The organism is Caviibacterium pharyngocola (genome assembly GCF_002795405.1).
Classification (GTDB): domain Bacteria; phylum Pseudomonadota; class Gammaproteobacteria; order Enterobacterales; family Pasteurellaceae; genus Caviibacterium; species Caviibacterium pharyngocola.
Genome location: NZ_PHGZ01000015.1, coordinates 16,237 through 41,578 on the forward strand (window position 1 = coordinate 16,237; position 25,342 = coordinate 41,578).

General features: G+C 43.5%; 28 protein-coding genes. 12 read left to right on the forward strand and 16 right to left on the reverse strand.

All coding sequences use genetic code 11. From position 1 onward, the window contains the following. Positions 1–16 precede the first annotated feature (16 nt). Together CVP04_RS07580 and hemH are read left to right on the forward strand one after the other, a co-directional pair. Positions 17–436, forward strand: a complete 420-nt coding sequence (locus tag CVP04_RS07580) for a hotdog fold thioesterase (protein WP_100296917.1) — start codon at positions 17–19, stop codon at positions 434–436. Continuing rightward, complete coding sequence (hemH, locus tag CVP04_RS07585) at positions 433–1,404, forward strand: ferrochelatase (protein ID WP_100296918.1); 972 nt, start codon at positions 433–435, stop codon at positions 1,402–1,404. Before CVP04_RS07580 ends, hemH begins: the two co-directional genes overlap by 4 nt. 186 nt (positions 1,405–1,590) lie before the next feature. Here the strand turns inward: hemH and selD are convergent, their stop codons facing one another. Continuing rightward, the gene (selD, locus tag CVP04_RS07590; protein WP_100296919.1) at positions 1,591–2,682 is read right to left on the reverse strand and encodes a selenide, water dikinase SelD; all 1,092 of its coding nucleotides are present in this window, start codon (positions 2,680–2,682) and stop codon (positions 1,591–1,593) included. 135 nt (positions 2,683–2,817) lie between these two features. Here selD and gntR point away from each other — a divergent pair, with 135 nt between their 5' ends. Next, a complete protein-coding gene (gntR, locus tag CVP04_RS07595) occupies positions 2,818–3,816 on the forward strand; it encodes a gluconate operon transcriptional repressor GntR (RefSeq protein WP_100296920.1) in 999 nt (332 codons plus the stop codon). Between the two features lie 41 nt (positions 3,817–3,857). Here gntR and nhaA read toward each other — a convergent pair whose 3' ends face one another. The 4 genes from nhaA to CVP04_RS07620 form a co-directional block, all read right to left on the reverse strand. Continuing rightward, complete coding sequence (nhaA, locus tag CVP04_RS07600) at positions 3,858–5,033, reverse strand: Na+/H+ antiporter NhaA (protein ID WP_100296921.1); 1,176 nt, start codon at positions 5,031–5,033, stop codon at positions 3,858–3,860. 161 nt (positions 5,034–5,194) lie between these two features. Further along, positions 5,195–6,547 (reverse strand): anti-phage deoxyguanosine triphosphatase, encoded by a 1,353-nt coding sequence (locus CVP04_RS07610; protein ID WP_100296923.1) that lies wholly within the window; start codon positions 6,545–6,547, stop codon positions 5,195–5,197. Position 6,548: 1 nt separating this feature from the next. Continuing rightward, positions 6,549–7,232, reverse strand: coding sequence for a CidB/LrgB family autolysis modulator (locus tag CVP04_RS07615; protein WP_100296924.1), 684 nt, complete (start codon positions 7,230–7,232; stop codon positions 6,549–6,551). Continuing rightward, positions 7,229–7,642 (reverse strand): CidA/LrgA family protein, encoded by a 414-nt coding sequence (locus tag CVP04_RS07620; RefSeq protein ID WP_100296925.1) that lies wholly within the window; start codon positions 7,640–7,642, stop codon positions 7,229–7,231. The genes CVP04_RS07615 and CVP04_RS07620 overlap by 4 nt, the downstream gene beginning before the upstream one ends. Before the next feature lie 118 nt (positions 7,643–7,760). Here CVP04_RS07620 and CVP04_RS07625 point away from each other — a divergent pair, with 118 nt between their 5' ends. The 3 genes from CVP04_RS07625 to CVP04_RS07635 are packed head-to-tail and all read left to right on the forward strand — an operon-like array spanning position 7,761 to position 9,838. Continuing rightward, positions 7,761–8,261 (forward strand): thermonuclease family protein, encoded by a 501-nt coding sequence (locus CVP04_RS07625; RefSeq protein ID WP_100296926.1) that lies wholly within the window; start codon positions 7,761–7,763, stop codon positions 8,259–8,261. After that, the gene (locus CVP04_RS07630; protein ID WP_100296927.1) at positions 8,262–9,467 is read left to right on the forward strand and encodes a cysteine desulfurase; all 1,206 of its coding nucleotides are present in this window, start codon (positions 8,262–8,264) and stop codon (positions 9,465–9,467) included. It begins immediately after the preceding gene. After that, positions 9,464–9,838 carry a SufE family protein gene (locus CVP04_RS07635; RefSeq protein WP_100296928.1) on the forward strand — a complete coding sequence of 125 codons (375 nt, stop codon included), beginning with the start codon at positions 9,464–9,466 and terminating at the stop codon, positions 9,836–9,838. Before CVP04_RS07630 ends, CVP04_RS07635 begins: the two co-directional genes overlap by 4 nt. A gap of 46 nt (positions 9,839–9,884) precedes the next feature. Here CVP04_RS07635 and CVP04_RS07640 read toward each other — a convergent pair whose 3' ends face one another. The 3 genes from CVP04_RS07640 to CVP04_RS07650 form a co-directional block, all read right to left on the reverse strand. Beyond that, entirely contained in the window at positions 9,885–11,558 is a 1,674-nt protein-coding gene (locus CVP04_RS07640; protein WP_100296929.1) for a solute:sodium symporter family transporter, read from the reverse strand. A 291-nt stretch (positions 11,559–11,849) separates the two neighbouring features. Beyond that, entirely contained in the window at positions 11,850–12,059 is a 210-nt protein-coding gene (gene cspD, locus CVP04_RS07645) for a cold shock domain-containing protein CspD (protein WP_100296930.1), read from the reverse strand. Between the two features lie 195 nt (positions 12,060–12,254). Continuing rightward, positions 12,255–12,422: a YoaH family protein gene (locus CVP04_RS07650; RefSeq protein ID WP_100296931.1), complete on the reverse strand. Its 168-nt coding sequence runs from the start codon at positions 12,420–12,422 to the stop codon at positions 12,255–12,257. Between the two features lie 80 nt (positions 12,423–12,502). Between CVP04_RS07650 and CVP04_RS07655 the strand changes: the two genes are divergently transcribed. Continuing rightward, positions 12,503–13,507, forward strand: a complete 1,005-nt coding sequence (locus CVP04_RS07655; protein ID WP_100296932.1) for an ornithine carbamoyltransferase — start codon at positions 12,503–12,505, stop codon at positions 13,505–13,507. Between the two features lie 48 nt (positions 13,508–13,555). On the opposite strand, the gene truC is transcribed toward CVP04_RS07655, so the two are convergent. Both truC and CVP04_RS07665 read right to left on the reverse strand, forming a co-directional pair. Next, on the reverse strand, positions 13,556–14,275 hold the full coding sequence (truC, locus tag CVP04_RS07660; protein WP_100296933.1) for a tRNA pseudouridine(65) synthase TruC: 720 nt from the start codon (positions 14,273–14,275) through the stop codon (positions 13,556–13,558). Between the two features lies 1 nt (position 14,276). Next, complete coding sequence (locus tag CVP04_RS07665; protein ID WP_100296934.1) at positions 14,277–14,591, reverse strand: YqcC family protein; 315 nt, start codon at positions 14,589–14,591, stop codon at positions 14,277–14,279. 105 nt (positions 14,592–14,696) lie between these two features. Between CVP04_RS07665 and CVP04_RS07670 the strand changes: the two genes are divergently transcribed. From CVP04_RS07670 to ppnN, 3 genes are read left to right on the forward strand one after another with little or no spacing between them, the layout of a single operon-like run. Continuing rightward, positions 14,697–15,482, forward strand: a complete 786-nt coding sequence (locus CVP04_RS07670; RefSeq protein WP_100296935.1) for a Zn-ribbon-containing protein — start codon at positions 14,697–14,699, stop codon at positions 15,480–15,482. Between the two features lie 12 nt (positions 15,483–15,494). After that, the gene (gene queF, locus CVP04_RS07675; protein WP_100296936.1) at positions 15,495–16,334 is read left to right on the forward strand and encodes an NADPH-dependent 7-cyano-7-deazaguanine reductase QueF; all 840 of its coding nucleotides are present in this window, start codon (positions 15,495–15,497) and stop codon (positions 16,332–16,334) included. A 16-nt stretch (positions 16,335–16,350) separates the two neighbouring features. Next, positions 16,351–17,715, forward strand: a complete 1,365-nt coding sequence (ppnN, locus tag CVP04_RS07680) for a nucleotide 5'-monophosphate nucleosidase PpnN (protein WP_100296937.1) — start codon at positions 16,351–16,353, stop codon at positions 17,713–17,715. Positions 17,716–17,765: 50 nt separating this feature from the next. Here the strand turns inward: ppnN and CVP04_RS07685 are convergent, their stop codons facing one another. The 6 genes from CVP04_RS07685 to CVP04_RS07710 all read right to left on the reverse strand — a co-directional run bounded on the left by CVP04_RS07685 (position 17,766) and on the right by CVP04_RS07710 (position 23,856). Continuing rightward, positions 17,766–18,533, reverse strand: coding sequence for an ABC transporter permease (locus CVP04_RS07685; protein ID WP_100296938.1), 768 nt, complete (start codon positions 18,531–18,533; stop codon positions 17,766–17,768). Further along, on the reverse strand, positions 18,530–19,465 hold the full coding sequence (locus CVP04_RS07690) for an ABC transporter ATP-binding protein (RefSeq protein ID WP_100296939.1): 936 nt from the start codon (positions 19,463–19,465) through the stop codon (positions 18,530–18,532). Before CVP04_RS07690 ends, CVP04_RS07685 begins: the two co-directional genes overlap by 4 nt. Before the next feature lie 12 nt (positions 19,466–19,477). Continuing rightward, positions 19,478–20,014, reverse strand: a complete 537-nt coding sequence (locus CVP04_RS07695; protein ID WP_100296940.1) for an elongation factor P hydroxylase — start codon at positions 20,012–20,014, stop codon at positions 19,478–19,480. 157 nt (positions 20,015–20,171) lie between these two features. Further along, a complete protein-coding gene (gene htpX / locus CVP04_RS07700) occupies positions 20,172–21,032 on the reverse strand; it encodes a protease HtpX (RefSeq protein WP_100296941.1) in 861 nt (286 codons plus the stop codon). A 115-nt stretch (positions 21,033–21,147) separates the two neighbouring features. Next, complete coding sequence (gene dinB, locus CVP04_RS07705) at positions 21,148–22,224, reverse strand: DNA polymerase IV (RefSeq protein ID WP_100296942.1); 1,077 nt, start codon at positions 22,222–22,224, stop codon at positions 21,148–21,150. Between the two features lie 69 nt (positions 22,225–22,293). After that, positions 22,294–23,856: a DUF2813 domain-containing protein gene (locus CVP04_RS07710; RefSeq protein WP_100296943.1), complete on the reverse strand. Its 1,563-nt coding sequence runs from the start codon at positions 23,854–23,856 to the stop codon at positions 22,294–22,296. 79 nt (positions 23,857–23,935) lie between these two features. Between CVP04_RS07710 and CVP04_RS07715 the strand changes: the two genes are divergently transcribed. Together CVP04_RS07715 and CVP04_RS07720 are read left to right on the forward strand one after the other, a co-directional pair. Beyond that, positions 23,936–24,844 (forward strand): LysO family transporter, encoded by a 909-nt coding sequence (locus CVP04_RS07715; protein WP_100296944.1) that lies wholly within the window; start codon positions 23,936–23,938, stop codon positions 24,842–24,844. Positions 24,845–24,975: 131 nt separating this feature from the next. Next, on the forward strand, positions 24,976–25,281 hold the full coding sequence (locus CVP04_RS07720) for a HigA family addiction module antitoxin (RefSeq protein ID WP_207761626.1): 306 nt from the start codon (positions 24,976–24,978) through the stop codon (positions 25,279–25,281). Positions 25,282–25,342: the final 61 nt, after the last annotated feature.

The following is a 25,342-nucleotide window of genomic DNA, read 5'->3' on the forward strand; positions in this document are numbered from 1 at the left end:
TGGTTGAGATCACAAGATGAACATTTGGAAAAAACAATTCAGCCTTAAACAACTCAATCGTCTTAATGAAGGCTGCGCGGTCGATCATTTAGGCATTGAATTCACCGCACAAGGCGATGATTGGCTGGAAGCTACGATGACGGTAAACCATAAAACCACGCAACCGATGGGCTTGTTACACGGCGGCATTTCCGCCGCCCTTGCCGAAACGGTCGGTTCCCTCGCCGGTTTTTGTTGCGTCGAACAACATCAGGCGGTGGTCGGCATTGAATTAAACGCCAGCCATTTGCGCCCTGTCAGCGGCGGAAATATGATCGCCAAAGCTTCTCCCGTACGTTTGGGAAAAACCTTGCACGTTTGGCAAATCGATATCCGCGATCAACAAGATAAACTCTGTTGTAGTGCACGTTTAACGCTTTCGGTAATCAATCAATGAAAAAGATCGGTATTATTCTCTCCAATTTAGGCACGCCGGACAGCCCAACGCCGCAAGCCGTCGCCCGTTATTTATGGCAATTTTTAACGGATCCGCGCGTGGTGGATTTGCCTCGTTGGCGCTGGCTACCCTTATTGAAATGGATTATTCTGCCGCGTCGCGCCAAACGAATCGCCAAAACTTATCAATCGGTTTGGCAAGCCGAAGGATCACCGTTGCTGGCGATTACCCGTCGGCAGCAAGCCGCGCTGCAACAATATCTGGAAAACCAAGGGTTGGATTGTATCGTGGAAATCGGAATGACTTACGGCAATCCTTCGATGGCAAGTGCGGTGCAAAATTTAATTGAAAAACAAACGGATGAAATTATCGTACTGCCGCTTTATCCGCAATACAGCAGCACCACGACCGGCGCCGCATTGGATAGTTTTACCGCCGTCTTAAAAAATCACCGCGCCATTCCGCCGTTTAAATTCATTCATTCTTATCATTTGGATGAAAATTATATTCAAGCTTTGGCGGAATCGATCAAAGTGCGGTTTAAATCCGATGAGTTTTTACTTTTTTCTTTTCACGGTATTCCGTTGCGTTATGAAGAAAACGGCGATTATTACCGCGAACACTGCAAACAAACGGTGTTAGCCGTGGTGGATCAGCTAGGTTTAAGCGAGAATCAATGGGGTTTATCCTTCCAATCTCGTTTCGGGCGAGAAGAATGGTTGCAACCTTATACGGATCAAGAAATGAAAAACATTACCGCTCGCCAAGGCGTGCAAAAAATCGCCCTGATTTGTCCGGGATTTGCCGCCGATTGCCTGGAAACCCTTGAAGAAATCGAGCAGGAAAATCGCGCGCTTTTCCTACAACACGGCGGCACGGAGTTTCAATATATTCCGGCGCTGAATGCCGATAAATCGCACATTGAAATGTTAGCAAAACTCATTTTAAACGAAGTGCGAGAACGATAAAAAAGCGGGCAATGCAATCCCAAAGTCGGGCTAACCGTTCAGCTAATTAAAATACCCTCTTAATCCAAGCGCGGTCAGACAGATTTAGTTACATCCACTGACCTCTAAATTAACCTGACCGCGCTGTGAGAGTGGCAAAGCCACTCAACTATGCGTAACCGATTGCGACCGCAGGTCGCTGTCGGACTATATCACCGTGACAATCGGTTTATCCTTACGTTCCAGCAAGCGTCCTATTTCGATTAATTCGATACCCTGTTCGCGCGCCACGTTTTTCACTTGTTCTTCGCTTTCCGCTTTCACCGCGATCAATAAACCGCCGGAGGTTTGCGGATCACATAATACGGATTTTTGCAGATCGGTCATCGGACCGACTTTGTGGCCGTAACTTTCGAAATTGCGTCCGGTTCCGCCCGGAATACAGCCTTTTTCAATATAGCGAATGACACCGTCTAAAGTTTTGATTTTGTCGAAAAAAACCTCCGTACTTAACTCGGATCCTTCGCAAATTTCGATAAGATGCCCTAATAATCCGAATCCTGTGACATCGGTCATTGCGGTAATGTCGTCAATTTCGGCAAATAAACTGCCGATATCGTTCATTTTACACATTGTTTCCGTCGCCAATCCTTTGTGTTCGGCTTTCAGCTTGCCTTTTTTCTCCGCCGTGGTTAACACGCCGATACCGAGCGGTTTGGTTAAATAAAGGTTACAACCTGCTTGCGCCGAGGCGTTTTTCTTCACTTTTTCGGTGTTGATGATACCGGTGACCGCCAACCCGAAAATCGGTTCCGGCGCGTCGATAGAATGTCCGCCGGCAAGGGCGATACCCGCTTGTCGGCAGGCAAAACGTCCGCCGTCCACAATTTTTTGCGCCACGGACGCCGGCAATAATTTAATCGGAAAACCTAAAATCGCAATCGCCATAATCGGTTTACCGCCCATTGCAAAAATATCGCTGATAGCATTGGTAGCGGCGATTCGCCCGAAATCAAAAGGATCATCGACAATCGGCATAAAAAAATCCGTGGTGCTGATAATCCCGATACCATTGCCAATATCATACACCGCCGCGTCGTCTTTCGTTTCGTTGCCCACCAATAAATGCGGGTCAACGAATTTTTCCATTTCCGAATGTAAAATACTTTCCAGCACTTTCGGTGAAATCTTACAACCGCAACCCGCACCGTGACTATATTGGGTTAATCTGACGGTTTGCGTAACGGTTTCGTTTAATTCGTGCTGAATATCGTTCAATTTTGTGTTTTCCGCTTGCATTTTCAACTCCTTTGAAGGTCGATTTTGTTGAATTATACCGCCGTTTGCACGAAAGTGTCTAAAAGTGCGGTGAAATTTTTGTGATTTTCTCAGGTTCTTTATACAATAAGCGCAAGAAAATAAAAAAGGAAGATTATGACAAAAAATAAACGCCCAACATTGCAAGATATTGCCAATCATCTCGGCGTAACAAAAATGACGGTCAGTCGTTATTTGCGCAATCCTGATTCCGTCGCCCAAGATACAAGAATAAAAATCGCCGCGGCGGTGGAGGAATTCGGCTATATTCCCAATCGTGCGCCGGATATTTTATCCAATGCGAAAAGTCGCGCTATCGGTGTGTTGCTCCCCTCACTCACCAACCAAGTGTTTGCCGATGTGTTGAAAGGCATTGAACAAATTACCGATCAAGCGGGTTATCAAACGATGCTCGCCCACTACGGCTATAGCGAACAAAAAGAAGAACAACGAATCGAAAGTTTGCTTTCCTATCACGTTGACGGTTTGATTTTATCGGAAAATCATCACACGCCGCGCACGCTTAAAATGCTGGAAGTCGCCAATGTACCGGTGATTGAAATTATGGACAGTGGCGAGGTCGGTATTCAACAAGTGGTCGGGTTCGATAATATCGCGTCGGCGCAGTTAATGGTGGAAACGATGATCAATCGCGGCTATAAAAATATCGTTTATTTCACCGCGCGAATGGATAAACGTACAAAACTGAAAATGATCGGCTATGAACAGGCAATGCGAAAACACGGCTTGGAACCGCATAGTTTGATTACCGAAGAACCTTCTTCTTTCACTTTGGGCGCGGATTTATTACAAAAAGCCTTAAGCCAATATCCGGATATGGACGGTATTTTTTGTACTAACGACGACTTAGCGATCGGCGCGCTGTTCGAATGCCAACGTTTAGGCATTAAAATTCCGCAACAAATCGCCGTCGCCGGATTTCACGGTCACGATGTCGGACAATCAATGACGCCGCAACTCGCCACGGTAATTACACCGCGTTTGGAGATCGGCAGAGTCGCCGCACAAGAACTGTTAAACCGTTTAAACGGCATACCGGCGCAAAGTAATATCATCAACTTAGGTTATCAAATTAATTTGGGCGAAAGTATTTAAACGAAAGGCGATGAAATTCATCGCCTTTGTATTGTTCGTTTTTAAACGCTGTTTGACTTGGTGAATTGACGTAATAATCCGTATCCGACCACGGCAGAAACACCGGATCCCAGCAAAATCCCCAAACGGGCAAAAGCGGTTAATTCACTCGCGCCTTCACCGCCGAACGCCAATCCGGAGAGGAACATCGACATCGTAAACCCGATACCGCACAACACGGCGACGGCAAAAATCTGCTTAAAATTAATCCCTTCCGGTAGTTGCGCAAGGCGTAATTTCACCGCCAAAAAGCTAAACAAGAAAACGCCGATCGGTTTGCCCAGCAATAACCCTAAACTCACGCCTAAGGTTAGCGGCGAAAGTAGCGCCTCCGCGCCGATTCCCGATAAAGATACGCCGGCATTGGAAAAAGCAAATAGCGGTAAGATCATAAAAGAACACCAAGGTGCTAAGGCGTGTTCCATTTCATATAACGGTTTTTTGCCGTGTTTTCCTTTCAACGGCACGCAGAAACCGATAATCACACCGGCTAAGGTGGCGTGTACTCCGGATTTTAACACCGAAACCCATAAGACCAATCCGACAATAACGTAAGCGACTAAATTCGATACTTTCAAGCGATTTAATAAAATTAAGCCGATAATGGCGATACTCGCTAAAATTAACGCGCGCGTACTTAACTCGTGCGAGAAAAATAACGCAATGACAATAATCGCACCTAGGTCGTCAATAATCGCCAGCGCCAATAAAAAGATCTTTAAGGCGAAAGGTACGCGGCTGCCCAATAAGCCTAATACGCCTAAGGCGAAGGCAATATCCGTCGCCATAGGAATCGCCCAGCCGTCTTGATATTGCGGAATATCTTTATTAATCCACCAATAAACCAACGCCGGCACAATCATTCCGCCTAATGCGCCGACGGCGGGAAAAACCGCCCGTTGATAACTGGAGATCGCGCCCACCAGCATTTCCCGCTTCACTTCCAAACCGACCAAAACAAAAAACACCGCCATAAATCCGTCGTTCACCCACATCAATAAGGGCTTATTAATTTCTACAATCGAACCGAATTGAATAATGACGGGCGCATCCAGAAAACTAAAATAATAATCGCGCAAAGGTGTGTTTGCCAATAACACGGCAAAGGCGGCGGCAAATAATAAAATCATTCCGCCCGCAGCTTCTAATTTCATAAAATAGCGAATATACCTAACCATTTACTCTCCTTAACTTAACAATAAAAAACCATAACGTCGTTTTTTGTAACATAAAAGTTAAATTCGGATCAAGGCGAATCGGCAACATTTTGTTTTTTATGAAAAAAATGCGGACAATTTCACAAAAATCGACCGCACTTTTTATTATTTCGGATTGAATGTTAAAGCTGATGATATACTTTAAGCGCATAGGCATCGGACATTCCGGCGATATAATCGCAAATCACTCGCCGTTTTTTATCGTCCGGCGCATTCGCCCAACGATTTGCCGTATTGCGCGGCAATAGGCGCTCCGGATCGCTGTCAAAAATGCGGAACATTTCGGTTAAAATACGCTGCCCTTTATATTCGATACGCTGCGTTTCCACATCACGAATCACATATTTCCACACGAAACGTTTAAAAATATTCAACACGGCAATTACTTCTTCCGGCAATTCCGCGTTATAGCGCAATAAAGGTTCGTTAAAATCGCCGGTTAATTTCCAGCGAACGCCGGTAATAAAATAATTTACCAAGGCGCCAATGGCATTTTTACGTTCGTAATGTTGGTCGGAAAATAATTTCGCACTAATCGTTGCTATATTTTTTCGAATCCATTCTGATTCACAACGGCTTAATTCCTCCAAGGCTTCTTGCCATTGCTGCAAATGTACCACACCGACCACAATAGCATCTTCCAAATCGTGTACGCCGTATGCAATGTCATCCGCCAGTTCCATAATACTGCAATCTAATGATTTATAACGAGTTTTTAAGGTTTCTTGCGGTGTAGTGCGGGTTTGTTTAAATTGTCCGAATAATAGCCGGTCATCCGCGCATAGCGGTTCAAGCAGCCAATCGAACATTGCCGAATCATCTCGAAACAAACCTTTACCGGGACGCCAATCGGCAAGTTTAACGTAGTCGGAATGTACTGCGCTCAATTCCGACAAGCTTGCGTATTGCGGTGAAGATTCGTCTAAAATCGCTGGATATTTCACGATACCTAACAGCGTTCGACGGGTTAAATTCATTCCGGCGTTCGGCGTGTAAGGTTCCAGCTTGGTTAACAAACGAAAAGTTTGCGCATTGCCTTCAAAGCCGCTGTGATGACGCATCATATAATTTAGTGCGACTTCACCGCCGTGTCCGAAAGGCGGATGACCGATATCGTGCGCAAAACACAGGCTTTCGATTAAATCGTTCGGCGGTAATAAGGATTTCAGTTGTTTTTGCAATTCCGTTTTATCAACGCCGCATTGCGCAGATAAATAAACAAAAGCGTCGGTAAATTTAAGTTGCGCGGTTAAACTGCTGCCGATTTGCGCCACTTCCAAGGAATGCGTCAAACGCGTGCGATAAAAATCATTTTCGCCCACGGCGTGAATTTGGGTTTTCGCCTGCAAACAACGAAAGGCGGCGCTATGCAAAATACGTCCGCGATCGCGACGAAACGGCGGTCGGTGATCTCGTTCGCGCGGTTTATCCGACAGAAATCGGGCTTGCCAAGCCATATCAATGTGATTTTTCATATTAAACGATCAAATAGATGATTTTAAACACCAAAGGAGCCAAAATTGAACTGATTATGCCGCATAATACTAAAGAAATCGAACTATAACCACCCGCTTTCGGATCAATATCCATACAACTGACCGTGCCCAGCGCGTGCGACACCGAACCGACGGATAATCCGATAGCTTGCGAATGGATTAATTTTAATTTTTTTAACACTAAATATCCGAACATTGAACCTTGCAAACCGGCAACCACTACACCGACAGCGGCAACGGAAGGAATGCCGCCGATATTATCGGCAATCGCCATCGCGATCGGCGTGGTAACGGATTTCGGCAGAACCGTCGCGACAATTTCCGCATTCGCCCCTAAAAGCCACGCTAAAATCGCACCGCTTACCATTGATAACACCGACGCTACGGTGGTAATAAATAAAATAATCTTCCAGCGCTGGCTAATTTGACGCAGTTGTTCATATAACGGCAATGCCAATGCAACGACGCTCAGCCCGAGCAAATTATTTAAAGGCGCATTGCCTTGCATATATTGATCATAAGGAATGTGACAGAGTAACAACACGGCAATCAAGATAATTACGGTTAAGACGAAAGTGTTCAAAATCACGGATTTTAACCGTTTACTGATTTGAAGTGCGGTAAAAAAAGCCGCAATCGTTAATAACGAATATAAATAAATCATTCTTGCTCCTTCGCGCGTTTTTTCAAGACTTTACGACGCAAGCCGGTAAACGAACTTTGCGCAAATAAATAATCGCCTAATACCCCGACGACAACTAAGGTTACGAACGTGCTGACGATATTCGGGATTAGCAAAGCTTTTGCTTGAGAAACCAATAAATCGGCATATTTGATCACGCCAACGCTCACCGGCACAAATAACACCGCCATATAACGAATTAATAAACTCGCACCGAAAAAAATCCAATGTAATTTAATTAATTGCGTGGTTAAGCCTAAAAAAAGCAACAGTAGCCCCCAAATGCTGCCGGGCACACCGACCGGAATAAAATGAGAAATCAACTCACCAAGATATAACATCAAATAAAGAATGGCGAAAGAACGCACTAACTGAAAAATTTTTTGACCCATATTTCTACCACTCAACTTTTTTAATAAAAAATACAAAATAATTTTACTCTTATTTTATTCGTTTTGTTATGCATTTTCGGTAAAATACTCTTGTGTTAGATCAAGTTTTATTGGAATTATGTACAAAAAAGTCTCTTTCGCCTTGTTTGTCTACCTGCTCGGTAGCCTTCCCGCATACGGGCAAAACGACATAACTTGCTATGTGGTCGCCATTTCCGACGGCGATACCTTCACCTGTTTATCGGCGGAAAAGACACAACTCAAAATTCGCTTAGAAGAAATCGACGCCCCGGAAAAAAACCAACCGTTCGGCACGCAATCACGTCGTTATTTGGGCAAATTGATTCATAATAAACAAATTCATTTAACAACTTCCGGCTATGACCGTTATCATCGCATTTTGGCGACGGCATATAATTCCGAAGGATTAAACATTAATTTACAAATGGTTCGCGCCGGAATGGCGTGGGCTTATACACCTTATGTGCGCAATCCGGTCTATTTTACCGCGCAAAAAAACGCACAACGCCGACAAGCCGGATTATGGCAATCCCCTAACCCGATTCCGCCTTCACAATGGCGACATAAAAAACCAAGCTTTAACGGGAGAGAAAAATAAATGGCATTTGATCACCAACTATTTCGTCAACAATTTCCGTATTTTCAACACAATGAAAATGCCGTTTACTTCGACAATGCAGCAACCACGCTCAAACCGCAAGTTTTAATCGACAGCACCGTGGCGTTTTATCAATCGGCGGGATCTGTTCATCGTAGTCAATATGATGAAAATCAGACCGCACTTTACGAACAAGCCAGAGCGCGAGTAAAAGCCTTGATTAATGCGGAAAGCGAGGATGCGGTGATCTGGACTTCCGGCACGACACAAGCGGTGAATATTGTGGCAAACGGCTTGCTTGCCCAACTTTCTGCGGACGATGAAATCATTATCAGCGAAGCGGATCATCACGCCAATTTCGTCACCTGGCAACAAATTGCCAAAAAGTGCGGTGCAAAAATTATCGTTTTACCCATTACCGATCAATGGTTAATCGACGAACAAGCGTTACAACAAGCCCTAAACGAACGCACCAAATTGGTGGCGCTCAATTTTGTGTCCAATGTAACCGGCACGGAACAACCCGTTGAAAAATTAATAAAATTGATTCGCAAAAAAACGCGCGCCTTTGTTCTTGTGGATGCAGCCCAAGCCATTAGTCATTTAAACATAGATATTCAACGACTGGACGCCGATTTTATCGCTTTCTCTGCGCATAAAATTTACGGCCCGAATGGCTTAGGTGTATTAAGCGGCAAATTATCCGCATTGGAACAATTACAACCGCTAATCTTCGGTGGGAAAATGGTTGATCGGGTATCAAAATCACACATCAGCTTCGCGCCGCTGCCTTATCGTTTAGAAGCCGGCACACCGAATATCGCCGCCGTCATCGGATTTAGCGCCGTGCTACATTGGCTGGAAAATTGGGATATCGAACAAGCGGAAAGTTATGTCCGACAATTAACCGAACAAATCAAAGTGCGGTTAAAAAATTACCCGAATTGTCAATTATTCGAATCACCGCAACCTAGTTCCGTCATAAGCTTTGTGTTTAAGCATATCGCTTCATCGGATTTAGCCACGCTTTTAACCGAACAAGGCATCGCCCTACGAACCGGCGAACATTGCGCTCAACCTTATTTAGCGCGCTTAGGCGAAAGCTCGACACTTCGCCTCTCGCTCGCACCTTACAATAACACCGAAGAAATCGACGCATTTTTTAACGCATTGAATAACGCACTTAATTTACTAGAGATAGAATGAAAACAGCATTACAACAAGCAAGATCTTGGGAAGAACGTTACCGTATCATTATTCAAGCGGGAAAAAACATTTCCCGCCCGACAGATCAACAACTCAGTGAAATGCAACTGATTCCCGGCTGCGAAGCCAAACTCTGGTTTCAATTCACCCGAAAAAACGACCGCACTTTCACCTTCCAAGCCTACAGTGAAGCCAGAATTATCAACGGCTTACTGTGGTTTCTATTACAAGAAATCAACGGCAAAACCGCCGAAGAATTACACAATTTCAATATCATCGACTATTTCACCCAGCTCAACATCGCCCAACGCCTCAGCACCACAAGATTAAACGGATTGCGACAGATTGGGGGGATTTTGGAGAGCTTATAACGTAAAAACGGCAGGTTTTCCTGCCGTTTTTGTTTTAATTACTCAATTATTTAAATTGTTGCATACGTTGTTTAGCAAATACATAGATAAAGTAAAGAACAGTCGCTGCGCCGAAGCAGTAATAACCGATCCACACAATATCCAACACATTTTTCGCCATAAAGATATACATTGAGATAGAGGCAAAAGTCACCACTAAAGAAACCGCTTTGGCATAAGCCCAAGGTTGGATATCCACTTGTTTGGTGTATTCTTCGTTGTATGGATTTGCCATTGGTGCCATTTTACCGATAATTAACATTACTACCACGTTAATCACGAATAAGATAGCGATTAAGTGGAAGAAGTGAATTTCTACTTCAATGATAAATTTACATACAATGTAAGCAACCATACCGAAGATTAAACCGAATTTTGCTGCAATCGCCGGAACACGTTTAGTTAATAAACCCACCACAACCACACTTAAAATCGGTGCGTTGAAGATACCTTGTAATTCTTGAATTAAGAAATATAAGCCATCCGGTGCATTTGCAACTAAAGGCGCAACAATCATAGAAACTAAAGCTAAGATGGTTCCCACCCATTTACCCACGCTCACCAATTTCATATCAGAAGCATTCGGGTTAATTTGTGCTTTATAAACGTTGCGGGAAAATAAAGTCACTGATGAATTTAACGCACTGTTGAAAGTAGATAATACTGCTCCTACAACAACAGCCGCAAAGAAGCCCACAAAGGCATCAGGTAACACTAAATGCACTAAGTTTGGATAAGCTTGGTCAGGAATATCTAATTTACCTTGGTAAATATGATAAGCGATGATACCCGGTAAAATAATCAATAATGGACCTAAAAGTTTTAAGAATGCGCAAAGCAACACGCCTTTTTGACCTTCTTTCAGGCTTTTTGCACCTAATGCACGTTGAATAATGGATTGATTTGTACACCAGAAAAATAAGTTAGAAATAATCATACCGGTGAAAAGTGTTGAGAAAGGTACAACAGAATCATCGCTACCGATAGAATTAAAATGATCTGGGTTAGAACGGTAAACTTCAGTTAAGCCAGCCCAAGCATCACCGTTACCCACATAAGCCAAGCCTAAAACCGTGACTAAAATACCTCCCACTAATAAACCCACACCGTTAATGGTATCAGACACCGCAACCGCTTTTAAGCCGCCGAAGATCGCATAAATGGAACCTAAAATCCCGGTTCCCCAAACCATAATCCAAATTGCCGTAGTTTTGTCGATACCGAATACCGCAGACACATCAAATAAACTTTCAAGAGCAAGTGCACCGGTATAAAGTACGATTGGCAATAAGGAGATGACGTAACAACCTAAGAATAATAAGGATGTAATAAGTAATGTGCCTTTATCAAAGCGTTTTTCCAAAAATTCAGGAATAGTGGCAATACCGAGTTTTAAATATTTCGGTAAGAAGTATAAGGCGAACATCGCAATGGTAATTGCCGCAATTACTTCCCAAGCCATTACGATAAAACCTTGACGATAAGCAAGACCGTTAAGACCCACTAAATGTTCGGTGGAAAGGTTGGTTAATAACATTGAACCGGCGATAAAAGTTGCAGTAAGTGATCGACCGGCAAGATAATACCCTTCCGAATTGCTTAAATCGTCTTTTCTGGTGTACCACCAAGCCAGCACCGCCACAAGTGCGGTAAATCCTACGAATGATATGAAAGCTAGCATAATAATTCCTTCTATATGGATTAATCTTCTCGTCATCGAAACAACGCGTCAGTAAGATCTATTTTGACCTAATTTGAAATATATATTTCAAAATTTATTAATTCAAATATTTTTATTTCATTTTGCTACATAGATCAAACTTTTCATTTCGGAATACACAGAAAACAATCAATCTGATACAACTGGTAGGAAGTTTTTAATGTTTTAATACGCTTCTTCCAAAGCAAAAAAAAGACAAGGCATAACCCTTGTCTTAAAAAAATCTTTGACTAAATAAAGGAAGTGAAATTATTATTCTGCGACGGGGACGATTTTGGTGGCGTGGGAGCCTTTTTCGCCGTGGACGGCTTCAAAATTGACTTTTTGTCCGGCTTTTAGTGAACGGTATCCGTCCATTTCAATTACCGAGTAATGCGCGAAAATATCTGCATCGTTGCCTTCTGCAGAAATAAACCCAAATCCTTTTGCATTGTTAAACCATTTTACAACACCAACTTCCATAACATTGACCTCTAATATGGATTGAAAAGTCCTTATAGACATTTTAACTTCAATAAGACGACCGTCCTATCACCTAAATTTATTCGGGATATTCAATGAATTTGGACTTTTTGGCAATAAAAAATGTTTTAAAATCAAACAGAGATCACAAAAAATCTTTATATATTCGTTGCTTACACAATTCAGCAGGAAAATTTATTTTTGTTCTTGCGCTTGAGATTTTGTATATTTTTCGCGCAATTCTTGTGCAACTAAAGCGATGGCTTCGCCGCTGCCCATTCCCTGTTCCATTAAAAGACGAATTTTTTCCGCTGCGGCTTGCTGTTGTTCGTGTGTCAAATGAAGTAATCCGTTATCCGACATATTTTTACCTTTATCAAAATAAGAGAAACCAGTAATATACCAATAAAATAACGAAACACAATATCAACAGGAGTAACACTATGCCGTTTAATTTAAAAAATCGCCATTTATTAAGTTTGGTAAATCATACGTCGCGAGAAATTCGTTTTTTGTTGGATTTAGCGCGTGATTTGAAACGGGCAAAATATGCCGGTACGGAGCAACAACGTTTAAAAGGCAAAAATATCGCGTTGATTTTTGAAAAAACCTCCACGCGAACCCGTTGCGCTTTCGAGGTCGCCGCTTATGATCAAGGCGCGAACGTGACTTATATCGATCCGACTTCTTCGCAAATCGGTCACAAAGAAAGTATGAAGGATACTGCGCGCGTGTTGGGCAGAATGTATGACGCCATCGAATATCGCGGTTTTAAACAAAGTATCGTTAATGAATTGGCGCAATATTCCGGCGTACCGGTATTTAACGGGTTAACTGATGAATTTCATCCGACGCAAATGCTTGCCGATGTGTTGACAATGATTGAACATTCTTCCAAACCTTTAAATGAAATCAGTTATGTATATATCGGCGATGCGCGTAATAATATGGGCAATTCATTGTTGCTCATCGGTGCAAAATTAGGGATGGACGTTAGAATTTGCGCGCCGCAAGCGCTGTTGCCGGAGAATGAATTAGTGGAAATGTGCCGTCAAATTGCACAACAAACCGGCGCGCGAATCACAGTGACCGATGATATTGATTCCGCCGTGCGTGGTGTGGATTTCGTTCACACGGACGTTTGGGTATCAATGGGCGAACCTTTGGAAACTTGGGGCGAGCGTATTAATTTATTGATGCCGTATCAAGTAACAACCGAGTTAATGCAACGCTCAGGCAATCCGGCGGTGAAATTTATGCATTGTTTACCGGCGTTTCATAACTGTGAAACCGAAGTTGGACGGGAAATCGCGGCAAAATATCCGGCATTGGCGAACGGGATCGAAGTGACGGAAGATGTGTTTGAATCGCCGATGAATATCGCTTTTGAACAAGCGGAAAACCGTATGCATACCATTAAAGCGGTAATGGTTGCATCTTTAGGCTAACCTATTCATTCATAACGAAAAAGTGCGGTAAAAAAGACCGCACTTTTTTCACAACGACCAACCGAATTCTTCAAAAAGCCGTTGCCATTGTTCATCTAAAGGCGCAAAAATTTGTATTCGCGCATTTGTGACAGGGTGATGAAACGCTAATTTTTCCGAATGTAACATTAATCGCTCTACGCCGATATTTGCCGTTAATGCGCGATTTTGATGCAAATCGCCGTACTGCGTATCGCCCAAAATCGGATGAAAAATATGTTTCATATGCCGCCGAAGTTGATGTTTGCGTCCGGTATGCGGGGTTAATCGCACCAAAGAATAGCGCGCAGTTTGATAACGCCCAACCGCATAAGGCAATTCTGCCGTTTGTAAGCCGGAATAATCCGTAATCGCCTCTTGCGCGGCTTTATCTTCTTGTGCAAATTTATCGGCGATTTTATCCAAATGCGGTTTAAGCGGATAATCGATCCGCCCTTCTCCGTTCAAATAACCGCGCACTACCGCTAAATAGCTTTTCTCAACTTGTTTCTGTTCAAATTGAATACAAAGCTGATTCGCCGTTTCCGGATTCAAGGCAAACAGCAGCACGCCGGAGGTCGGGCGATCCAAGCGATGAATCGGATACACATAACGATCGATTTGATCACGCAAGGTTTGCATTACGAATTGCGTTTCGTGACGATCAAGCCAACTTCGGTGCACCAACATTCCCGCCGGTTTATTCACTGCAATCACTTCATCGTCTTGATAAAGAATCTCCAAATCCATTTTAGCCCGCTTTGCACAAGCGCTCGATTTCGCTGATCGGGTCTAATAATTCTTGCAATCCGTCCAGTTCTTTCAACGCTTCTTCAATATAAGGCACGACGGCGATTTCATTGGGCAAAGGCAAATCGCCTTCCAATAAAGCATACATTCTCGGAATAAAAATCCACTGCAGCCATTCGTCCGCTTCCATCGTATCCAGCGCAAAAGGCTGAGTGCTTAAAAATGCCGTTTCATCAGGCGGAAAACTTTGCCATAAATCGAGTTTTTCCATTACTTGTTGCAAGCGGCGTAATTGCTCGCGCGTTTGATCACGCATTGTTTTTTCCTTTATTATTAATAAGATTCACAAACCGTTTGTGTATTTTATGAAATTTGAGTATGTTTATCCACTCCGACACAATATTCTACGAATCGAGAAATTATGTATCTGATCGAAGCTTTCTTTAAACATCAGGCAAACGCCACCAATCATTTCGCCGATTTAACTTATTTGGTCAATCAAGTCATCGAACAATGGCGCTATAACGGGCAAATTATCGGACGCGAAATTCCGTTGTTTTTTGCCGAACAAGCGGGCGAACAATGTTTAGCGGTCAAAGTCATTTGTCCGGAACAATACAGTTTATTACCGGAATTTAATAACTCGGAAGTAGAAAATGCCTTGGAACAGGCGGAAAGTGCGGGTATTTTTTTCGACGGTTTTCAAGTGGTCGCCGATGATCTTAATTCCGACACCACAAACAACCAAGATTCGCCTTCGTGGCAAATTCTTTATACGACTTATTTGCAATCTTGTTCGCCGTTGCACAGCGGCGATGATTTTCTGCCGATTCCGTTGTATAAACAATTAAAAAACGTCCCGCACTTAAGCCAAGATGTGATCAAATGGCAAGAAAATTGGCAAGCCTGCGATCAATTACAAATGAACAGCACGGTTTTAGAACAACAAGCGCTCGCCGAAATTTCCGACATTAACGGCAATTTATTTAAACACGGTTATTATTTAGCACAAGACATCGAACGCAATACGGGCATTCCGACCTATTATTATCTGTATCGCGTCGGCGGCGAAATGGAAGAAGAAAAACACCGCCGCTGCCCGCTTTGTCGGCAAAAATGGGCGCTAAACAAGCCCTTATTCGACCTGTTTTATTTTAAATGTGATCATTGTCGCCTCGTATCCAATTTATCGTGGCATTGGCAATAAGGAGAAAAATCAATGGATTATAACGATAGCAGCTTACAGGCACTTAAACTCGGACAACAAACGAAATATCTTTCAAATTATGACCGCACTTTGTTACAACCGGTTCCGCGCCGCTTAAACCGCGACGGTTTGGGCATCAGCGAAAAACAGCCTTTTACCTTCGGCGCGGATATTTGGACGGCATATGAAATTTCTTGGTTAAACGCCAAAGGCGTGCCGCAAGTAGCGATTGCCGAGGTGGAAATCGATTATCGCAGCGAGAATTTGATCGAGTCGAAAAGTTTCAAACTCTACCTCAACAGCTTTAACCAAACTAAATTTTCCTCGTTTCAACAAGTTCAAACGGTTTTACAACAAGATTTAAGCGATTGCGCCAAAGGCGAGGTAAAAGTGCGGTTAAATTCTTTGTCGTTTTATGACCAAATGCCGATCGCAACCTTGACGGGCGAATGTTTGGATGAACAAGATATTGAAATCGACAACTATGATTTTAACCCGCAATTATTGGAAAATTGCACGCAAGATCAGGTGGCGGACGAAACGCTAGTCAGTCATTTGCTGAAATCAAACTGCCTGATCACTCAACAGCCGGACTGGGGCAGCATTCAAATTCACTATGCGGGAAAACGGATCGATCGCGAAAAACTCTTGCGTTATTTGGTGTCTTTTCGTCAACATAACGAATTTCACGAACAATGTGTCGAGCGAATTTTCTGCGATTTAATGCGTTTCGCCCGACCGGAAAAACTCACGGTTTACGCCCGTTATACGCGACGCGGCGGGTTGGATATAAATCCGTTTCGCTCTAATTTTGAACAAGTGCCGTCGAATCATCGTTTAGCGCGTCAATAAATAACAAGGAGGAAGAATGAGCCACATTCATTACGTCAACCCGAAAGGCAGTATGGATCAACTGTCTCATTTGGAAGTGGAATTACTCGCGAAAAAAGCCCATAGCGAGCTTTACGCGTTATATCGAAATTGTTCGCTCGCGGTATTAAATTCCGGCGCCGTGACCGACGATAGTCGCGCCCTACTCAGCCGCTATCCCGATTTCGATATTAATCTTATCGCCAAAGAACGCGGTATTTCTTTGGAATTGCACAATCCGCCGCCAAGCGCCTTTGTGGACGAACGTATTATTCGTAACATTCAATATCACCTTTTTGCCGTGTTGCGCGATATTGTGTTCGTCAACGAATTAAACCGCCGAATCAACCCGTGCAATATTCAAGACAGCGCCCACATTACCAATCAAGTGTTTTCCGTTCTGCGTAACGCAAAAGCGCTGATTGTGGGCGAACCGCCTAATTTGGTGGTGTGCTGGGGCGGACATTCGATTAATCAAACGGAATATCAATATTGCCGCGCCGTCGGGTTAGAACTCGGACATCGCGAATTAAATATCGTCACCGGTTGCGGGCCGGGCGTAATGGAAGCGCCGATGAAAGGCGCGGCAATCGGACATTCGAATCAACGCTATAAAAACAGCCGCTTTATTGGTATTACCGAGCCGTCGATTATCGCCTCCGAGCCGCCGAATCCGATCGTTAACGAGCTGATCATTATGCCGGATATTGAAAAACGCTTGGAAGCCTTTGTGCGCATCGGGCACGGCATCGTGATCTTCCCCGGCGGGCCGGGCACCTTTGAAGAATTATTATATATTTTAGGTGTAAAACTGAATCCGGAAAATCAGACACAAAAACTTCCGCTGATTTTAACCGGCCCGAAAGAAAGCCGCGCTTATTTCGAAACCATCGACCGCTTTATCGGCGAAACTCTCGGACAAGAAGCGCAACAACTTTACGAAATTATTATTGACGATCCGGTGAAAGTAGCGCGTCGTATGCGCGCGGCAATGCAAGAAATTAAAGAATTTCGCTATCAACACGGCGATTCTTACGCCTTCAACTGGTCGCTAAAAATTTCGCCGGAATTCCAAACGCCGTTTATCCCGACCCACGACAATATGGCGAATTTGGATCTGCATTTGAATCAAGCCAAAATGGATTTAGCGGCAAATTTACGCTGCGTTTTCTCCGGTATTGTGGCGGGCAATATTAAACCGGATACGCAAGATAAAATTGCCGAATTCGGTAAATTTAAGTTGCAAGGCGATCCGGTATTAATGGAAAAAGTTGACCGCGTGCTACAAGATTTTATTCAACAACATCGAATGAAATTACCGGGCGGCGAGGCATACGAGCCTTGTTATGAAATTGTCAAATAAGCCGAAAACGAAACGAAAAGTGCGGTTATTTCACCGCACTTTTTTCAGATTTAACTTCTCAGTCCCACGCCACGGCTAATTAAATAATACGCCACAGCGTAAAGTGCGGTGATAAATACACCTAAAACCGAAAAAGTATAAACCAAGCCCACATCGCTCACGCCTAAAAAACCATAGCGAAAGCCGTTGATCATATACACGATCGGATTTAATTTCGATATCGCTTGCCAAAAATCCGGTAATAAGGAAATGGAATAAAATACGCCGCCCAGATAAGTTAACGGCGTTAAGACGAAAGTCGGGATAATGCTGATGTCATCGAACGATCGCGCGAACACGGCATTAATTAATCCGCCTAAAGAAAAGGCGGCGGTTGTCATTAACAAGGTTAATGCGATGACTGTCCAAGAATGAATGTCGAAGGACACGAATAATAACGATACGATCGTCACTAACACGCCGACGCACAATCCGCGCGCCATTCCGCCTGCCATATAACCTAAAATAATGATATGCGGCGATGTGGGCGAAATTAGCAATTCTTCGACGTTTCTGGCAAATTTAGTGCTGTAAAAAGAGGACGCGACATTGGCGAACGAATTGGTCAATGCCGACATCATAATCAAACCGGGCACAATAAATTGCATATAACTGAATCCGCCCATTTCGCCGATTCGCCCGCCGATAAGTTGTCCGAAAATCACGAAATATAAAGTCATCGTAATCACCGGCGGCACGAGGGTTTGCACCCAAATACGCATAAAACGGCGGATTTCTTTGGTTAAAATCGTTTTAAAAGCAATCCAAGACAAACTCATTCTTTACTCTCCTGTTGCGCCGCCGGTTTATTCAATGCCATTGAGACGAACAATTCTTCCAAGCGATTCGCCTTATTGCGCATACTTAATACATTAATGCCTTGTTCGGTTAATTGGCTGAACAGGCGATTCAATCCTTGCTCGCGTTTCACTTCCACTTCAATGGTATTGCCGTCAATATAAGTGACATTGTAATGCTCGATTTTCGCCAGCGGGCTTTTTAACGCCAGATCCAGAATAAAGGTTTCCGTTTCCAGTTTCATCAGCAATTCTTTCATCGGCATATTCACCACTAATCGCCCTTGTTGGATGATCCCGATATGGCGGCACAACATTTCCGCTTCTTCTAAATAATGGGTGGTTAAAATAATCGTCGTGCCGCGTAAATTCAGTTCTTGCAAAAATGCCCACATCGTGCGGCGCAATTCAATATCCACGCCGGCGGTCGGTTCGTCTAAAATCAATAATTTCGGATGATGCATTAACGCGCGCGCGATCATCAATCGGCGTTTCATCCCGCCGGATAATCGACGGGATTGTTGGTTGCGTTTATCCCACAAATCCAATTTTGTTAACCACACTTCCGCGCGTTTTAAGGCTTCTTTCCGCTCGATGCCGTAATATCCGGCTTGATTGACCAAAATATCAATCACATTCTCAAAGTGATTGAAATTGAATTCCTGCGGTACCAAACCGATATGTTGTTTTAATCGGCTTAAATTGGCATCCAAGTCCTCACCGAACACTTTCACGCTACCCGCCGTTTTATTCACCAAGGAACAAATAATGCCGATGGTGGTGGATTTCCCCGCGCCATTATGTCCGAGCAAGGCGTAAAAATCACCTTCTTGCACGGCTAAATCAATGCCGTGTAAGGCTTTTACGCCGTTTTTATATTCTTTGGTCAGTCCTTTTATTTCTAATGCTAACATCGTTTTTTCCAATTAAATTTTTGTCACGTCAAAATTTGCCAAGTTAATGCGATTTTCCGTCCCATAAAAAATCGCTAAGGCATTGCGTAAGGTTTCGGCGCGTTTCGGTAAACCTTTTTCCGCATAAATTTTAACTTGTTCATAAACCGCTTGTTTAAACGGCTGCGTATCGCCTGGATTGCCATTCAAATTATCGCTGCTGGCAAAATAGCGAAATCCGGCAGCAGTGGCTAAAATCCATTCGATCGCTTGCGGTTTGACTTCGACTTTTTCAAACTCGCGCTGGCGTTCCGCCGAACGTCCGTCCGGTTCGTACCAATAGCCGAAATCTTCCAATTTTCGCCGTTCTTTACCGGCAACCAGCCAATGCGAAATTTCGTGCAACGCGCTGCTGTAAAATCCGCGCGCAAAATAAATGGCGTGATAAGGGCAATTTTCGTTTGCCGGTACATAAAGAGGTTCCTCGCCGCCTTTAACTAATTTCGTGTTGTATTCTTGTTCAAAACATTGATTAAAGATCGCAATAATATCGTCTAATTGATGTTCCATTGATGACTCCAAAAAAGCTAAAAAAATCACCGCACTTTCGGTGAAAAAACGCTTTATTATAACAGCTCGCGATCGACATTCCTTTTTTTATTTGCTTATTTAACTCATTGCACAAGTAAAAAAATAACCCCGCTCAAGGCAGGGTTATCGATATTGATTATTTAAAGCTGTCTGCGTTTTTTAACGCTTCGATACGTTTTTCCAACGGCGGGTGACTTAAGAATAATGAGGCTAATCCGCCGCGTTTTCCGTTAATCGCAAATGCCGCCAGCTGACCTTCCATTTCTTGCGGTTCGTGGATTTGTTGCAAACGTTGCAACGCTGCGATCATTTTTTGTTTACCGACTAACGAAGCCGAACCGGCGTCTGCGCGGAACTCGCGATAACGTGAGAACCACATTGCGATCATACTGGCGAGGAAACCGAACACGATTTCAAGCACCATAGAAATCAAGAAATACATTCCCTGACTGGTTTCGCCGTCACGATTACTCGCCGCCACTTTGGCGATCATCCGCGAAATAAAAATCACAAAGGTGTTTAACACGCCTTGCAACAAAGTCATCGTTACCATATCGCCGTTTTTGATGTGGCTGACTTCGTGCGCTAAAACCGCTTCCGCTTCGTCTCTGGTCATCATATTCAATAGCCCCGTACTCACGGCGACTAAGGAATTATTTTTACTCGCACCGGTGGCAAAGGCATTGACATCGGAAGAATGATAAATCGCCACATCGGGCATCGGCAAATCCGCTGCTCTTGCTTGCGCGCGAACGGTTTCCACCAACCAGCGCTCTTGTTCGTTGCGCGGTTGTTCGATAATTTGTCCGTTGACGGAACGTAACGCCATTGATTTGGATAAAAATAAAGAAATCAATGATCCGCTGAAACCGAATAACGCCGCCATAATCAGCAAGCCCATTGCATCTTGCGATTGAATGCCGGTTAAACTTAAAATAATATTAAAAACGATTAATACCGCCATATTTGTTGCTAAAAACAACAGAATTCTCATCATAAAACGTTCCTCTCCCCGAAGGATAAATACTTTCGACACGACTTATAATACCGCTATAAATCCTTGCTACTATATCGTTACTAAATTGTTAATTTCAAGGTATTTTACAAAAATTTTACCATAAGCTCATTTGCCGTTCCGCACGCGGATCCGGAATATGCGCAAATAAACCGATGAGGCGAATTTGACGCCCTTGCGCTCGTTGCCAAATTTGCCGTAACAAATCGGTAAAATTTTCTTGATTAAATTGCACCGCACTTTTTTCCAATGTCGTCGAATGAAAATCGTCAAATTTCAATTTCACCCCGATTCGTTGAAAATGCGTAAGCGGAATGTCCGCGCAACTTGCTTGAATTCGACGTAATAACTGCGGATAAAGCGTATTTAACACGTCGATACCTTGGGCAACCGTCCGAATATTTTCCGCTAAGGTGCGTTCCACGGCGATGGATTTACGCTCGCGGTTCGGTTCGACTTGACGTTCATCAATACCGTGGCTGAATTGCCAAATCCGCTGCCCCATTTTGCCGAAACGATTGATTAATTCGTTCAAAGAAAATCGTTGTACGTCCGCGCAAGTTTGTAGCCCGATTTCCGTTAGTCGTTGCGTTGTCACTTTTCCAACACCGGGAATTTTGCGCAAAGGTAATTGTCGGACAAAATCCGCCACTTCGTGCGGATTGATTACGAATTGTCCGTTCGGTTTATTATGATCGGACGCGATTTTAGCAAGAAATTTCAACGGCGCGATACCGGCGGAGGCAGTTAATTGCAATTCTTGCCAAATCGCGCGTCGAATATCTGCCGCAATCCACGTCGCCGAACCGCGAAACAGCGAGCTTTCTGTCACGTCTAAATAGGCTTCATCCAAAGAAATCGGTTCGATTAAATCCGTATAACGGGAAAAAATCTGATGAATTTGGGCGGAAGTTTGTTTATAGCGCACCATATCCACCGGTAATAACACCAAATCGGGACATAATTTCACCGCCTGCGCCGTCGGCATTGCGCTGTGTAAACCGTAACGACGCGCAATATAATTGCAAGTGCTTAACACGCCGCGCTGACGCGACGATCCGCCCACCGCCACAGGCTTATCCTGTAAAGCGGGATTATCGCGAATTTCGATCGAAGCATAAAAACAATCCATATCAATATGGATAATTTTGCGCGGTTTTGTTTTATCGCTCATAAAAAGTGCGGTGAAAAATTCATTTATTTTTGACCGCACTTTAACACAAATAACTGTATAAATAAACAGTTAATCTCTTGCTAAGGTTAACACGCGTGAAAACAAGCGTTTAAACAATAACGGAATAGATTGAACGCCGCGTTTTTCGATTTCCGTAGATAAACTGATAGCAAGATCTGGTTTTGAAGTGCGTTGAATGGCTTTTTGAATAATTTTACTGACGGGATAAACGTTGGATTGAACTTGCCAGCGCGCCAAGCGAATAAACACGGATTCAAACCCAGCGTGATAGAAGAAATGTTCGATATCCCGTTTCGGTAATATCGTAATGCGATTGCCTGCCGGATCATCAGGATGCTGCAGATTTTTCACTACTTCGGCATATTTTCGTCCTGCTTCGTCACCGTCGGTCAACACATACCATTCAATGCCCATTGCTTTGACATATTTAATCAACGGGCGCAATCCGCACTGCGCGAATTCTACGATACGAATGCCTTCCATTGCTAAATCGATATGCAATAGTTTCGCCAATTCGTTTAAAATCCACACTTCCGTTTCGCCCTCCACCAGCAACCACACCCGCGAAAACAATGCCAAACTGCGATTATGATGAATATGAAAAGTGAGCCGGCGCAGATCTTCTTTGCCTAAATCTTTGCGCGTTAATTGAAAACTTTTAGTTCTATCCACCGCGCGCACCAAACGACAAATGGACAGCAAACCCACTTGGGAAATCAATTCCACGGAATTGGTCGTGGTAATGCGTTGCATTGGAAAATAATTAGACAATTCCCACGCAATCGCCACCATTCGAGGATGTAACCGCGCCTCCGGATCTTCAAGCAAAATAATCGGTCGCGTATATTTATTCAGCAATAATTGTTCGCTACTGAGAAATAATGCGCTTAAGTCGCGGAAAAGCCGTTTTTGTAAAAGATGATTTTCATCCTGCCGTAATTTCAAGCATAAAGATTTCGCGCGGTGCCACAATAACGTCGTATCTTCCGTTAATTCGACCGCACTTTGTCGGTTTAAAAAATAATATTGCAGTAATTGCCGCACCGCTTGAATTTCTTTCTGCAAATCGTCTTGTGACTCGCCGTTTGGGCGCGACGTGCCGATTTCAAGCACTTTGCGCGGATTTAAACGCGCATCGCGAAAACGATAAACCGGATGACGACCGATTAAAGACAGCGCCGTTTCGTCGTTATTTTCCAGCGGAATAATTTTGCCGTCTTTATCCAAAAACGCATAATCCGTGACGATCCGTTCGCCTTTTACGCTGCCCGTCACTTGAAAATAAACGCGCGAATAACCGTCTTCATTCGGTACGAATAAATGCCGATAAGGATGATTGTGCTGCGCGGAATGTTCGGTGGCATCTTGTTCGCAAAAGGTGAACAACATTCTAATTTCATTGGGTTGCGGATCATTTTCGGTGGCAAGATAAAAATCTTCGGCGGTAAATTGATAGAGCTTTTTCTCAGCGTTCAAAATTAAACTTAATGCCGCTAATAGACTGGATTTACCCCACGCATTTTCACCAATCAGTACCATATTCGGACGCAAGGTTAAAGACAGGCGATTAATGCCTCTGAATCCCATAATGTCTAATTGGCGTAAATACATAATATCCTCTTTGAGTTTCCGCTGTGCGTAACGTAAAATAACATATAACTCTTTTAACTTTAAGCAAAACTCAACAAATATGTACGAAGGACTTTTTATCGTTTTAGGCCCGATGTTTTTGGGTTATTTAATTAAAACAAAAAACACCGCACTTTTGCACAGAATCAATCAAATCGTGATGATTTTACTTTACATTATTCTGTTTTTAATGGGATATGCCTTAGGGCAACTGGATGATCTCGCCACGCAATTACCGATTATCGGTTTCTCCGCCCTCACCTTTGCCGTGATCATCCAAAGCTGCAATATTGCCGGTTTAATCGCTTACGATAAATTATTTCCCGAACCGCTAAAACGCCTCGGCAACGATATGCCGCCGCGCTGGAAATTATTGCTCGACAGCGGAAAATTATGTTCAATGGTATTCATCGGATTTTGGGTCGGTTTATTTGCCAAAGATTGGCTTGCCTTGCCTTTCGGCGCCAGCACTTATGCACTGATAGCATTGATTTTCTTCGTCGGTATCCAACTTCGAAATAACGGTATTTCCTTGCGCGAAGTGCTTTTTAACAAACGCGGCATTTACACCGGCGTAATCTTTATTATCACTTCCCTACTCGGCGGAATCCTCGCCGCTTACGCGCTGGATCTACCCGTCAGTCAAGGTCTTGCCATTGCCTCCGGATTCGGCTGGTATTCGCTTTCCAGTGTCATTATCAATGACGCTTGGGGTGCTGTTTTCGGCAGTATCGCCTTTTTTAACGATCTCTCGCGCGAAATCGTCAGCTTATTTATTATCCCGTTTTTTATGTTCAACCACCGCTCCACCGCCGTCGGCATTGCCGGCGCCACCGCGTTAGATTGCACCTTACCGATTATCCAACGCTCCGGCGGCATTGAAGTGGTTCCATTGGCAATCAGTTTCGGATTTATCACCAACATCGTCCCACCGATTTTATTGGTTTTTTTCTCCTCGATTCCGATTTGATTTAAAATTATGGAAGGATGTATTGAGCTAAAATTTTTTATTTGCGTAGGAAACAAGCCATATCACCACAAAAGCTTGTACAAATTCGAGCAACCAATGTTTCTGAGAAGAATATTTAATAGGAACAATAAATGAAAATGTTCAATCCCGCTCACCCGGGCAAAGTCTTAAAAGACGTAATTTCCGAATTCCAAGTCAACGATGTAGCGGAAAAACTAGGCATTACACGAGTAACACTTTCCCGTATTCTTAACGGGGAAACCAACATCACGCCGGAAATGGCATTGCGTTTAAGTAAGCTTCTACCTAATACAACGCCTAACTTCTGGCTCGGTATGCAAGTCAATTACGATTTGTGGCATTTGGAACAATCCGTCACCTTTGATATTGAACCGCTTTATCAAGCGAGATCCCGTGAAGAACTTAATAATCTTTGATTTATATTTAACTAGGAAAAATAACCAATGAAAGTACAACCGATAAGTTATAAAGTCCTCA